Below are 14,233 nucleotides of genomic sequence, written 5' to 3' on the forward strand. Positions count from 1 at the left end.
GTGTAAAACTGCTTTCAGTTTTAGCACGCCATTTTAAATATTTATATGGATTAAATGACAATCAAATTAAGGTTTCTCCTTAGTTCAACTAAAGCCCCCGATCTTACAATAAGAAAAAACCGCTGATAATGGTAGCAAATCATTATATGGATTTGCCTTTTGATAGTCCGAATGTTGGGCTTATTCGGACAAGACTAGCAGGATATTGCCATAGGCTGTCCGAATGTGAGGCTTATTCGGACAAGACTAGCACGATTTTGCCTTTGGTTGTCCGAATGTGAGCCTTATTCGGACAGGACAAGTAAGAAATTGTCTTTGGTTGTCCGAATGCGAGGCTTATTCGGACAGGACTAGCAGGATATTGCTTTTAATAGTCCGATTGCATGGCTTATTCGGACAAGACAAGAGGAATTATTCCTTTGTTATAAAAAAAATAGCGTGAGTCAATTCACACGCTATTTTATGTATCTTTTTATACTTATGCACCCGAAAACGGAAGCCTTTAGCAAAATTGCAAGTGCTTCTTTCATGTGTTAGGCTTTTCGATTATAAATCTTAAATTCATAATCGTAAGGATTTTTCTCATTCTTAATCCCTTTTTCTGTAGATGTAAGCACCCATTGAATTTGGTCGAATTCTGGAAAGAAGGTATCCCCAGCAAATGTTTCATGTATGTAGGTAATGTATAGACGATCTACATAAGGAAATGTTTCTTTAAAAATTTCTGCACCGCCGATGACAAACACCTCGTCGTCCCGCTCACGGCAGTACTTTACAAACTGCTCCACTGAGTAAAAAACCGTACATTCTTCACATTTGTAGCCAGGCTGACGGGTAATGACGATATTTTCCCTTCCCGGTAGGACGCGGCCAATCGATTCATGAGTTTTTCTTCCCATAGCTATTGGGTGTCCCATTGTCACTCTTTTAAAAAACTTCAAATCCTCTGGCAAATGCCATGGCAATTGATTATCCTTGCCGATGGCACGATTTTCATCCATTGCAACGATAAATGAAATCATACACTGACAACTCCTTTGATGTGTGGATGTGGATCATATCCTTCTAATGTAAAATCTTCATATTCAAAGGAGTAAATATCCTTAACATTTGGATTAATTTTCAAGATTGGCAAGACCTTTAGCTCTCTTTCCATTTGCAGCGTTACTTGTTCAAGATGGTTTTGATATATATGAACATCTCCAAATGTATGAATAAATTCTCCAGGCTTCAAATCACAAACCTGAGCAATCATCAAGGTTAACAGTGCATAGGAAGCAATATTAAAAGGAACACCTAAAAACACATCAGCCGATCGCTGGTAGAGCTGGCAGGACAGCTTTCCGTTTGCCACATAAAATTGGAACATACAATGGCATGGAGGCAGCGCCATTTTGTCAATCTCGGCTACATTCCAGGCATTAACAAGCAATCTTCGTGAATTTGGATTTGATTTAATTTGTTTTACTAATTCGCTGATTTGATCAACTGTATTCCCATCGACACCAGTCCAAGAACGCCATTGATGTCCATAGACAGGCCCTAATTCCCCCTTCTCATCGGCCCATTCATTCCATATCCGCACCCCATTCTCTTGTAAGTAACGGACATTTGTATCCCCTTTTAAAAACCAAAGCAACTCATAAATAATCGATTTTAGATGCAACTTTTTCGTTGTTAAGAGCGGAAAGCCTTCTTCTAAGTTAAATCTCATTTGATAACCGAAGGTACTGAAGGTACCTGTGCCCGTCCGATCTCCCTTTACATTTCCATTTTTAAGCACATGCTCACATAATTCTAAATATTGCTTCACTTCTTACACTCCTTTATTACCATTCATATCTTTTAATTTTAGTGAAGCTGTTTAATAAATTCAAATGTTTTCGGTGCTTTTCTGTGTAATAGTTCTTTTGTATCATTATTTAAAAAGTACATCGCAAATGTCTCAGCAAAATATTCTTCAGGATATAGGAAGTAACTGTTTCCGGGAAACAATTGCTCATGCTCTTTTTCCCAAACAAGCTGGAATTTCTTCTTAGCGCTGATTTCCCCAAACACATAGCGGTCAATCGAATGTGCCAACTCATGTAGTTCTAAATTAACGGAGCCATGTCCTTTTCCTTTTTCACTTGAGCCAATTTTGGCGAGCACTACTCTGGAACCGCCGATGCCCGGAACATTATCCCACGTTATATTTGCTTGATACCCTCTTGGAACTTGTCCTGCTAATTGTTTAGCTGTAGGATTATCTGTAAGTTTACCAGTAAAAAGTTTTACGCTTATACCATTTTGGTTTATTTTTTCCAAAAGAGAGCTTGGTAAGGAAGCTATTCGTGTGATCATGGCGGCAGCTTCTTTTTGATCAAAAGATTGCTTTGGCAGGACAATAATATTATTTAACTGCTGTATCGACTTGTCATTTTTAATAGATTGGTAGAGAACTGAATTTAAAGGGTAATTTCCCAACATGATGCCACCAAAGGAAGCCTGTGATGTTGTAATGGATGATACAAACAAACTAGCCATTAAAAACGCAACGACCCATTTCCTCATAGAAATTCCCCATTTATTTATATATTTAATAGTATAATAACATGGAAGATATCCAGAAAGATTAGAGCATTTACGGTAATAATGGAAAATAATACATAAAAAAACAGAAGCCGCCGATACGGCAGCTTCTGAAAAAAATTATACTTCTAATCCAAAGTTCCGGCAAAGTGCAGCTAAGCCTCCTGCGAAACCGCTTCCGACAGCGTTGAATTTCCAATCACCATTATGGCGATAAAGCTCGCAAATGACGACAGCCGTCTCAACTGAAAAATCCTCGCCAAGGTCAAACCTTAAGACTTCACGATTCGTTTCTTCATCAACAAGACGAACAAATGCGTTGGAGACTTGACCAAAATTTTGATTTCTAGCTTCTGCATCATGTATCGTTACCGTAATTGCGATCCGATGTACATGGGATGGAACTTTGCTAAAGTCAATTTTGATTTGTTCGTCATCGCCGTCCCCTTCACCCGTCCGATTATCCCCAGTATGTTCGACCGCTCCTGAGGAGTGAACTAAATTGTTATAAAAGATAAAATCGGAATCCTGGATCACTCTGCTGTTTGCATCTGTTAAAAAAGCGGAAGCATCCAAGTCAAAGTCATGACCGCCGTGGTAACGGTTCGTATCCCAGCCGAGGCCTGCAATGACTTTTGTTAATCCGGGATTCGTTTTGGTTAAATCAATTCTTTGTCCTTTTGCTAAGTTAATTCCCAAATAGATCACCTCATTACGAGATTTTTTTATGTAATAAGAAATTGATTTCGACTTTTACAAATGTCCAGCTCCATAAGAATAAGCTTCGGAAACGTTACCTCGCACAAAGGAAAAGTGTTAGCTTTTTCGAGGTGGGCTGGTGTACTTCGTGTTTCTTTTTTAACTAAACGAACGAACCACTTCACTTAAGCTTGCTGAATTGGTACCGCTGCCGATCGCCGCAAACTTCCAATCATTACCATGGCGATAAATTTCACCTGTCACAAGGCATGTTAACCCGCTATAATTATCGGATAAGTTGTAATGGATTAACTCTTGATTGTTACTTGGATTCACAATTCTGATAAATGCATTTTGAATCATACCAAAGTGCTGTTTTCTTTTTATACAATCGTAGATATTAACAACGAAAACAAGCTTTTGGATATTGGACGGTACTCTATTTAAATCAACCATAATTTGCTCGTCATCGCCATCTCCATCACCAGTTAGGTTATCTCCTGAGTGCTGGACACTGCCGTCATTACTTCTTAAGTTTCCAAAATAAATCACATCTTTATTGTTTTGCAGTTTGTCATTAGCACCTAACATAATCACGGAAGCATCACAATCAATGTTAGCTGCACCGCCGCCGCCGAACATGCCGCCGAATAAACCGCCGCCCCCTCCGCTTTTCATTGGATCCCAGCCCAAACCTACCATGATTTTGGATAGTCCAGGGTTACTCTTCGTTAAATCAACTCTTTGTCCTTTTTGCAAATTAATCGCCATTCTAATCACTCCAATTAAGTAATTTTATTAGTATTTCAACTTTATTGTAACTATGATTGTTTCAATTTTTTAAAATTATCTTGCAGCTGTTCTAAACGTTTTGTGCCCTCAATGCGCATCCGTTTATTTTCTTCTTCAATCGCTCTCGTTTCCTGCATTCCTTTGATGATAATATTCCATGATTCTTCAATCGTCTCGATTTTAATGCTTGGACCTCCGGCAAGCCTAGCGATATCAGTGCTTTGCTGCGAGATGTTCTGCGCATTTTTTAACAGCATTTCATTTGTTCTTCGGTCAAGCTCGCTCATGGAATCAGCAACAAGCTTTTGTCTTTTTGCTGCAACTGCTTGAATTAAGCCATTTTTAAAAATTGGGATCGTGGTAACAAAAGCAGAATTGATTTTTCCAATAAGCTTTGTATTCCCTCTTTGCAATAAACGAATTTGCGGCGCTGTCTGCAAGGAAACCATTTTAGCCATTTCTAAATCATAAACTCTCTGCTCCAGCAGTTCAATCGCATTCTTTAACGAGTCCAACTGCATAGATGCAAGCTGATCACCTGAAGCCACACGTTTATCCAGCTGTGGCAGCTGATTATTCTTCAGGTCCTCCACCTTTAATTCACCAGCAACAATATATTTTTCAAGTGTCAAATAGTATTGATAGTTTTGTTCATACATTTGCTCAAGCATATTGGTCGAGTCTACCATTTCATGCTGATATTTTGAAATTTCTACATAAACTTTATCAATTTCGGACCCCATCGTCTGGTACTTTCCGAATAGCTTTTCTACCATTTTCTCGCCTTTTTTAAAGAGCTTTCCGAAAAGGCCCCCTGAAGTCTTTTGAAAGTCCTTCGCATCAAATTTATCCATGATACGGCCAAGATGTTTAAGCAGCTCTCCCGAATCTTCCACTTTCGTCGTCCGCATATTGCTTAATATTTGATCGGAAAAACGTGAAATTTGTACGGCTGGCTCTTTCCCAAACTCCAATATTTGAATTTGGTCTCGTTCATCAATCGTGCGGGCTAAATTTTGAATTTCCGGTTCTTTGCGCAGTGCAAGTTTTATATCTGATACTTTTGTTTCCGTAAGGACATCCTCAGCATTTGCAGGAGTTAAATCGCTGGATGGATTTGGTGTTAGATTCACTGGTTAATCTCCCCTTAAATTTTTTAAGATTCCTTGAAAAAGCCCTTTTTTGAAAAGTGATGGCTCTTTAAATTCTAGATCAAATACAACGTCATCAAGCCAATGTTTATCAAATAATCTTTCTTCAAGATAATTTTCGATATCATTATGTCCGGGAGGATTATAAAGGATGATATCAATTCCAAATTGATTAAGAAGCAGCAGCAATGCCGCATCAGACCTTGAAAGAGGTCCAGTTGCTTCGTTATTGTATATGATTAATTTCGGAACATCCTGGGAATAATCAAACCTCTCCATTAATTGAATGATATTTTTGGGCATAAACATTGCCTGTGTAAACAGAAATATTTTTACATCTTCAGGACCTTCCATCGGCAAAGGCTTTAAACCCGGTTTTTCACAGATTCTCCTAACAGCATTGGCGATGCCTTTTTGCAGGCCTGTTGCTAAAAAAGAATATGGCCAGTAGTGTGATTGCATAATTTTATCAGGAACAATTAAGCCATCCTTACCAATTGCGTTTCGGTAATGAAAGCGAAAATCACTGTTGATTGGAATTGTATATGGAAGCTTTCGTATCAATAAACTATGTTCCAATTGACTAAGATATTGCAGTCGATCCCAGTATTCTTTACGATTTTTACTTACGCCCTGTACTTTGGCGAAAATCGTAGGGATTTTAACTTGTCCGGCCCCGACCTCAAAATCCGGACGAATCATCGCAATTTCTTTACTTAGAATATATAGCTCATCATAGGTCGTTTTCAATGTAATCGAGGAAGGCGTATAATCCCTTAATTGCCATGGTTTATAGAGTCCGGAACCTTCCTGGTTTAAAATAGTCTCAATCTCTTTAGATGCCCGATAAGCAACTGTTGTTTTCCTGCTGCGCTTTTCTGTAGGAAACGGCTCAGCTGGCTGTTTATTTTGGAATTGATGAGTGAATATTGGTTCATCCATCAGTCCCGCTAACAGATCGTTGCCCTCTGGATGGAAAGTGACAATGTCACACCCAAGCTTTATTAAATAATATAAAAAATATTGGTGACTTTTCTTAAAGTCTCCGTACCACAAAAATTTCGGCATCGTTTTTTGCGGGTCGGCATACTCCAATTGTGGCTGTAAATGGTTGATAGACCACTTAACAAGATCCACAAGAATCCGCCTTAGTTCAGGATTTTTTAGCCCTGCAGGCTCAAGCTTTGAAAACAACTCAAGTGTGGCAATCATCGCCTCTCTTAGCTTTCGATGGATTACAGGCATGCTTGACTTCAACAAAAGCTGCTCTCCATCGAGAAATGCTGTGAACCGGTTGATGGACAACTTCTGTTCATTATTTATATTGATCACTCTTTGAATAGATTGGAAGTGAGCGTTATTGATGGTCTTATCAAGTGACTCCTCACTAAGAAGCTGTAGATTCCATTCCTTATTATTGACGTAGTCAAATAACTGGTTATAATATTCATCCGTGTCAATTGGTATTCCGAGAAACTTCCCTAGGATTTGCCCAATTTGAATAGCTCCATTTTCTACAGAATAATTCGGCCGTTCCGGCAGCATTTTTTTTAGCAAGCCGTGCCAATTTTCATATGAGAGCGAGCCTATAGGACGGACGTTCAACTGATTAAATGGTGGATACATTCATAATCCCTTCCCTCTAAAAGCGAAAGCTTTCTTTTACGTTTAGAAAATTATGTAAGGTTTCCTTATCATCATAACACAGTTAATTAATAGGTTCATTTGTTTATACGAAAGTCATGAAAAAATGTTTCAACATATTTGGCCGTTTCCTCATTTTTCACCTTTACCCTTGTCCTTACATACTATTGAATACGACATTAAAGTAGGTGACTCGAATGAGATTTTTATATAAGCGTCCAAAATTCGAACACGTTCGTGAGGAATTAAATACTCTTATAGAAGTGATGGTGTCAGATCTTTTTGTCTATTTGGATTTATTTTTGTTCAGCCTCATCTTTACGATGCTGCTTTCCCCTGCAATAAACTCATTAGTCTTGTCCATACTATTCTTTCTTGCTAGCTATAGTTTATTTTCATGCCTTTACTATTTTCTATTTAGTCGAATCAAGGAAAAAAGTTAGATTTTGAGTGGTATTAGTTTCAGAAACTGATTGAGAATCTCTTCTCCTGCGGTAACACTATTGTTTTTTGTAAGAATATGGTTTTCGGTACCTGACACCCTTGCAAGCTCTTTTGCAAGTTCACCGTGGTTTGGAACGAAACGATGTTGGCAGTTCTTCAGGAAGTCCCAATCGAGAACGGAGTCTCCTGCACCTGCAATCGCTTTTACCCCTTCATGGTTACAAATATATTCAAGTGCACTTCCTTTACTAATCGCCTGCGGTATAAAGTAAAGCTTTCTTCCTTGTAAGGAAATCCTCCAGCCATATTTTGCAGCAAAATCATTAATAGAGTCTTTTTCGGAAGCTGCTGGCAGGCAATTTAATATGTAATAGAAAAACAGATTCTCTGCCTGTTTCTTTACTCCATCAAGACGGAAACCTTCCCGATGCAAACTAGCTAACAATTCAGCTTGGGTAACCGACTCTGTGTGCAAACAATTATGAATATGACTCGACCATTCCTCCAGAGGTACTCCTCGATAGAGAATAGTAGCACCATTTGATGTAATCGCATATTTAATCGGAATCTCCTGCTCAAAAATAACGAATCGATTAAATTGTTCAGTTGTCCTCGTTGTTACCGGTACGAATAAGCTTTGAAGAGAAAGCTCTTTTAACGTAAGATAGGCAGCTTCTGTCATATAACCTACCCAGCGGCCATCCTTTTGTTCAACGGGTTTAAGTGTGGATTCCTTTGGTTCCCCGAGCTCTTCGATTGCTCTGCTGGAATACATCAATGTACGGTCAAGGTCTGAGGCAAAAATCATTTTTGCATCTCCTTCACCGATTTAATCAAGCCGCAGCATAAATACTTCAAATCAGGATAATTCACTACTTCAACACCTTTTTCTTCTGCAAGCATGAGGATATGTTTAACAAAGGGACTTGAAGGGTCACGCATTAAAATCTTCCAAGGAACCCTGCGAAGAAGAACCCTCGTAGTCTCACCCACTCCAGGCTTTATATAATTTGTACTTTCTATCTCATATATTCCTTGAATTTTCTTTACATCCGCCATCCCTAGAAAACCTGTTTCAATTTTCTCAAGTTTTTTTTGTGACGCAGTTGCCGCTGCTTCATCCCATATATTAGCAAACTCACTAGTAATTACATCAATAAATTCATTCGAAACATCCTCAGCAAGCAAATTTCGGTAATATTTAGCACCATGAAAATCATGTTTGCCAATATATGTATCATTTAAAACCGTCCGGCTCACGAGCCCAGAAACAGTAGAGTTTAAACAAGCACTAGGAATTAAAAAGTCCTCTCTTGTACCGAATAAGGTAGTACAGTAACCGGGGTCTGCAAGGACAGCAAGTGTGTCATCGAGCGGAATCCCGAATTTTTGTTCAAAGTCCTTACAGGCCTTTGTTAATTCAATTGAGATAGCCCCTTTGCCTGTCCAGCCATCAACAAATTGAAGGTTACCATCAGGATGCTCACTACAAATATATTGAATCGCATTCTCGTCAATCCCACGATCACGGATGATAGAAATACTATAATGCGGTAAAGAAACGTTGTAACGCATTTTAATATATCTTTTGATTAAAATCCCTACCGGTGTACCTGCTCGTGCTAGTGAAACAAGGATGGCGTTATTCCCTTTTAATTGGTAGATTTGTTCTGCGACAACCCCTACACACAAAGCCACTTTTTGTTTGTATTCGTGCAGTGTTTTCCAGAATAAATCCACATACTCTTTTGGCGGCTGGTACTCAATCGGCAAGGATTCACTATAATGTCCACCCGATTGGATCTTCGATTCCCGATTAATAGCTGAATCTTCCAGCGTTACCTCACTTAAATCCTTTAATAAAAAAAGCACATCGTCATCATGATAGCTTCCGATTATTGCCGGTTTGTTGGCTGCTTTTTGCATGTTATTCACCTCTGACCTTTGAAAAAAAGACAATCTTTATTGATTTTATTGCTGCTTTCCCTAGTTCTTTTAGCATTGGCTCCAGCTTCTCAAGTTCTACTTCTCTTTCGAAAAAGATAAATAATTCATCGTAATGACCTGGTGGAATATTATAAACAAAGTGAGAAACCACATAATCCTCGGGATTTGGAAAGTTCATCCCAAATCTTGCCCCATATCCCTGTTTGTTTTCGATATAGATTGGGCTTCTGGTGGTTGATTGATAAAAAACACCACTACCCATTTCTGAAGCGATTTTCATTGGCAGGTACATAAACTCACCGGTACCAAGACAGAGTGTTTTTTCCCCGCTTCTTTTTTCCTTTAAGAACGCACCAGAGGCAGAAACTCTTTTATGTAGAGAAAAATTTTCAATGCTCTGCAAGCCGAAACGACCAGTTCCTCCAATAAATCCTGCCTTGTTTTCAAGGTTAGCAGAAAAAAAACCGGTGGCGGTAAAAAAGGATGATAGCTGAACTATTTCTACTTCCGGCTCCCAAAGATCGTGCGATTCATTTTTTTCAGATTGTTTCTCAATTTCTTTTATTTGCCGCACCTGTACAGTACCAGATAACAGGCTGACTACATGTATTTTTATCCCGAGCAATTGCTCCAGCTGTGAAAATTTTTGTTTATGTTCGTGTGACCGCCAATCCAAAATACTGACTACTGTATATTCCCTCCTTGGAAATTTAGCATGAATAGATTGGATGATGTTTAAGGCCGTTTTTCCTGTTGTCATTTCATCGTCTACCAGAATGATTTCACGTTCATTTTGAATCATGTTTACTGGAATATAACATCGGTGCGATGTCGCATGGGAATGCTCTTCTTCGAAGGTTATTTCCGGATTTTCATTCATGAGTTCCTCCCTCGTTGTGTGGAAGTACTCAGCAGCTTGAAAACAATCAAAGAAGGCATGTCCGAGAGCAGTAGCCGTTTCAGCAAAACCAATTATTACCGGATTAATGTTAGTAGGAATAAAGGCATGGGCGGTAAAGGAACCACTTCCATGAAATGTGGACAACAGACTTTCCTTTTCTATACAGTCCAAGCCCTTAATAGTTTCTACATATCTAGCAGCTAAAAGGGCTGCTGTTAACAGCCCTTTATTTGGAAAAATTGGCAAATGCTTGCCTAACACTTTACTGACAAACAAAAACGAGCGCTTTTTATTAATACGTGCTGCCATTGTAAAAAGCTCTTCGATTGGTATATCAAAAGGATTTGCTGCTACCTCTATCTCCGTTTCAATGGAATCAAGGATATTAAACGTATACTTCTTTTTTAATAAGGTCAATGTTTGTGAATTGTTCATGTAACACCCCGTAAAGCTGTGATTTTAAAAGAATTTTCTTCGCCCAAAAATAATGGGGCTTAATTTCATTCATTTTATTCGCAAACTTACTCTTCATTACCCCTATTTCCCCAGTAGCCGCTTTTACGATATTGATGGCATCAATGTATTCCTCATAGGAAACTACATTAAGGGCTTGAACAATTTTAATATGTGAAGGATGGATAATTGTCTTTCCTGTTAAACCATTGGCAATATCCATCAGGATCTCACGGAACAATCCATCCATATTTTCGTCAATTAATTTTGCTCTCCATTTCAACCCTTCATCCCCATACCGTTCGCGAAATGGAGTTTGCCGAAGCTGCGGCTTTAACATCCTTTTTTTTGTAGAAAAATATTCCCAAACAGGGCCAGATACTACATATGGACTATCAAACCGTTGAAAGACATTGATAATGTCTGAGATACAATCTCTTAAAACAGCAATCTCATATACCGTTGTGTCCGCACTCCTACGGATCCCATATAAGCCGCAAAAGTCCGTCGCACCTATTCGAACATTCAGAATATGATCCTTATACAGATCGAGAAGCTGCTTAATTTTCATCAACTCTTCCATTCTGGTTTCTTTCTGGATCACACTTGCTGATTCTAAGATTGGCATCGCATAAAATGGATGCTCTTCTGAGTGAATCTTGCGAATCACTTCTAATAATTCTTCGCCATTTTCGGCACTAAACTTTGGCAGAACTACCCCTGTCAGGAGTTTAGTGGCGTCCTCTAATTGTTCAGTCACCCGTTTCAATTGCTCGAGGCTGCGAATCCGGATAAACATGAGCGGTAAATCGCCATAACTTAAAAATCCTTTGTTTACTTCTTCATATAATTTTAACAATTCCGAGATAAGAAGTGCTTCGGCTTTATAAACTTCATTATCGCCAACAGCATCTTCCAAATCAATGACAAGGGAGGTTAAACCTTCGTGTTTCTTAGAAAGAATATCCTGATGGATATTTGGCCGGGTAGCAGGCATATAGAGTGTAGCACCTAAACCATATGACAAAAGCTCACGGTTTGAATACTTCGTAAATGTTTGCGGTTTTTGAAAGAAATACCGCTCAATTTCATCTTTATAAAAATATGTAAAAAACTCCATAAACAGTTTCTCCTCTTTTAAAGTGGTAGGAAATGACTACCTATCGACTAAAAAATAGAGGAGACGGACTCTCGTCAGCTCCCCATTTTTTGTAAACTCTTATAAATTGGTTTCTTTGCTGCCTTCCTTCTTCTTATTCATATAGTGAACAATAAAGGTAGCTGCAAATGTCACTAATAGAATGATAAAGAATGTCACATGTCCCATTTCAATTCCACCTACAGCAAGAAGCATTTTTGCGGCAATGATTAGGATTAATATATAGGCAGTTGTTTCCAGCTCAGGCACACGATCGATTAAGGTCAGGAATACACCTGCGACACCACGCATCATTAACACGCCCAGCATACCGCCGATTAATAAAACCCAAATCTCTTCACTAACACCAAAGGCTGCAAGAACGCTGTCAACAGAGAACGCAACATCCATCAATTCGACGGCTACAACTGTACCCCAGAAGGTTCCAAATAACCGAATCAGCAATCCACTTTGGTTCATTCCTTTAGCTTCTTCTTCATCTTCCTCTTTTCCAGCTGCTTTACGTTTATCAATAAAGTACTTGATAGACAACCAAGCTAGGTATGCTGCACCTAGGATTTTTACCCACCAAAGTTTAATTAATAAAACACCAATTCCGATTGCAATGAAACGGAATACATATGCACCTAATAATCCATAGAATAGAGCTTTTTTCCGCTTTTCAGTCGGTAAGTGTTTAACCATAACCGCCAATACAAGTGCATTATCAGCAGAAAGCAAGCCTTCTAGAATAACCAGGGAACCAATCAGCCCCCAGCTTACCGGGTCTGTTAATACTTCAACCCACATTTCCCAATTGAAAAACTGGGCATAAGTATCCAAAATATGTTGTAAAACCGACATTAATAGTATTCCTCCTAGATTGTCTCCATTTTTTCAATAGGAAAGTATAACTTTCCTTCAGGCATAAGTGCGCTAAGAAAAGCTACGAAGCATTAGCACCACAGTCGAAAAGCTGTCTTTTCGACTAACCCTGCCACTATCTTCGCCATTTGGGGCTTGCCAATCGGCGTGTATTCTTATAAAAAGACCCATTCGAGTGGGTCTTAATATTTTCTATTTATTAAGCAATTGATAAACCAAAGTCCGTTGCTAATGCAGCTAACCCGCCTTGATAACCACTGCCAATCGCACTGAATTTCCATTCCCCATTATGACGATACAATTCGCCGACCACAATCGCTGTTTCAATTGAGAAGTCTTCACCTAGGTCGTAACGAATAAGTTCTTCACCTGTAGCTTCATTAAAGATCCTTGCGTATGCATTTGAAACTTGGCCAAAGTTTTGATTTCTACTATCAGCCTCATGGATGGTAATGGTAAAAGCAATCCGCTGAACGTTTGCTGGAACTGATGTTAGGTTAATTTTTACTTGTTCATCATCACCATCACCATCACCTGTGCGATTGTCTCCGGTATGTACGATAGCACCATTCGCTCCTTGGGGATTATTGTAAAAAACAAAGTCCGTTTCATTCGATACTTTTCCATTCTCCCCTAATAGAAATACGGATGAATCTAAGTCAAAATCATGTCCGCCATCATATTTATTTGTGTCCCAGCCAAGTCCAACAACAACATTTGTCAGCCCTGGATTTGTTTTTGTTAAATCAACTTTTTGACCTTTTGATAAACTAACTGCCATTTTTTCATTCCTCCAATTTTGTTAATAGTCTATTTACGAGCTTCTCGTAAAAAGGTTTCATTTTATTATAATAAATTTTTTCGTTGCCAATTCACAAATCATAACACTAACTCATCCATTTTGGCGGTGTATTTTTATCCCAATAAATCGATCCAAGATCATGATGGCTTTGGAAATTATCATAGCAGGTATGGTAATGAAAATTAAACCAGTATCCTTCTTTTGGTGGATTATCCCTTCTGACATGGAAACGTAAGATATCTTTTCCTGTTTCACGATTTTTTATATTAAATATTTTCTCGGAATGCCCAGCGCTAGGCTGTTCGGTGATCGTTAGATTTTTAACATCTTCCTCTGGAACCTGGGAAGCTGTTTCATCTAGTGCTTTTTCAATATTCGGCAGAATAATTTCACGAAATTCATTTTCAATCACAGGCTTAATTCTTGTGCCAAATTTTTGATAGGACTGAATTTCTGCCTGATTCATTAGCTCTTCCATAAACTGATCTCTGTTAAACTCTGATTCTTCTATAAATCTATTCTTTTGGGTGAAACTATTTTCTGCTGCAGTAGCTTCAAAGGCATCTCGATCTTGAAGATTCTCAGCATTTACCGAGTTCATTAATTGTGTAGGTGTCACAAGGCCGAATGTTAATATTGAAACCATAATAAACAACGATTTTCGAAGCCACTTGTTCATATCAAAATCACACCTTTATTCTATCGATATAATTTAAGTTTCTTACAAAATATTATACTTCTTTTTTAGAAAAAATGGAAAAATCAGTTTGAATTATTTTCAAAATTTTCTTTCACTAAATAATAGA

14 protein-coding genes are annotated in these 14,233 nt (G+C 38.5%); all 14 read right to left on the minus strand.

Annotated elements, in window-relative coordinates; genetic code table 11:
* Positions 1-533: 533 nt before the first annotated feature.
* A complete protein-coding gene (locus V7150_RS03890; RefSeq protein ID WP_335513787.1) occupies positions 534-1,022 on the minus strand; it encodes a dihydrofolate reductase in 489 nt (162 codons plus the stop codon).
* Positions 1,019-1,813 carry a thymidylate synthase gene (locus V7150_RS03895; protein WP_335513789.1) on the minus strand — a complete coding sequence of 265 codons (795 nt, stop codon included), beginning with the start codon at positions 1,811-1,813 and terminating at the stop codon, positions 1,019-1,021. The genes V7150_RS03890 and V7150_RS03895 overlap by 4 nt, the downstream gene beginning before the upstream one ends.
* Before the next feature lie 38 nt (positions 1,814-1,851).
* Positions 1,852-2,553 carry an anthrax toxin lethal factor-related metalloendopeptidase gene (locus tag V7150_RS03900; protein ID WP_335513791.1) on the minus strand — a complete coding sequence of 234 codons (702 nt, stop codon included), beginning with the start codon at positions 2,551-2,553 and terminating at the stop codon, positions 1,852-1,854.
* Positions 2,554-2,691: 138 nt separating this feature from the next.
* A complete protein-coding gene (locus V7150_RS03905; RefSeq protein WP_283919131.1) occupies positions 2,692-3,270 on the minus strand; it encodes a TerD family protein in 579 nt (192 codons plus the stop codon).
* Between the two features lie 159 nt (positions 3,271-3,429).
* Positions 3,430-4,041 (minus strand): TerD family protein, encoded by a 612-nt coding sequence (locus V7150_RS03910; RefSeq protein WP_335513794.1) that lies wholly within the window; start codon positions 4,039-4,041, stop codon positions 3,430-3,432.
* Between the two features lie 50 nt (positions 4,042-4,091).
* Complete coding sequence (locus V7150_RS03915; protein WP_335513796.1) at positions 4,092-5,195, minus strand: toxic anion resistance protein; 1,104 nt, start codon at positions 5,193-5,195, stop codon at positions 4,092-4,094.
* A gap of 3 nt (positions 5,196-5,198) precedes the next feature.
* Positions 5,199-6,839, minus strand: coding sequence for a YceG family protein (locus V7150_RS03920; RefSeq protein ID WP_335513797.1), 1,641 nt, complete (start codon positions 6,837-6,839; stop codon positions 5,199-5,201).
* A gap of 457 nt (positions 6,840-7,296) precedes the next feature.
* Positions 7,297-8,109, minus strand: coding sequence for a hypothetical protein (locus tag V7150_RS03925; RefSeq protein ID WP_335513799.1), 813 nt, complete (start codon positions 8,107-8,109; stop codon positions 7,297-7,299).
* Positions 8,106-9,227, minus strand: coding sequence for a cysteine protease StiP family protein (locus V7150_RS03930; protein ID WP_335513801.1), 1,122 nt, complete (start codon positions 9,225-9,227; stop codon positions 8,106-8,108). The genes V7150_RS03925 and V7150_RS03930 overlap by 4 nt, the downstream gene beginning before the upstream one ends.
* Before the next feature lies 1 nt (position 9,228).
* Entirely contained in the window at positions 9,229-10,584 is a 1,356-nt protein-coding gene (locus tag V7150_RS03935; RefSeq protein WP_335513803.1) for a phosphoribosyltransferase family protein, read from the minus strand.
* Complete coding sequence (locus tag V7150_RS03940) at positions 10,535-11,722, minus strand: HpcH/HpaI aldolase/citrate lyase family protein (protein WP_335513805.1); 1,188 nt, start codon at positions 11,720-11,722, stop codon at positions 10,535-10,537. Before V7150_RS03940 ends, V7150_RS03935 begins: the two co-directional genes overlap by 50 nt.
* Positions 11,723-11,821: 99 nt before the next feature.
* Positions 11,822-12,604 (minus strand): TerC family protein, encoded by a 783-nt coding sequence (locus V7150_RS03945; RefSeq protein WP_335513807.1) that lies wholly within the window; start codon positions 12,602-12,604, stop codon positions 11,822-11,824.
* A 220-nt stretch (positions 12,605-12,824) separates the two neighbouring features.
* On the minus strand, positions 12,825-13,406 hold the full coding sequence (locus V7150_RS03950) for a TerD family protein (protein WP_335513809.1): 582 nt from the start codon (positions 13,404-13,406) through the stop codon (positions 12,825-12,827).
* Between the two features lie 106 nt (positions 13,407-13,512).
* Complete coding sequence (locus tag V7150_RS03955; protein ID WP_335513811.1) at positions 13,513-14,106, minus strand: YpjP family protein; 594 nt, start codon at positions 14,104-14,106, stop codon at positions 13,513-13,515.
* Positions 14,107-14,233: the final 127 nt, after the last annotated feature.

It is taken from the genome of Neobacillus drentensis (assembly GCF_036965245.1).
Lineage (GTDB): Bacteria > Bacillota > Bacilli > Bacillales > Cytobacillaceae > Neobacillus > Neobacillus drentensis_G.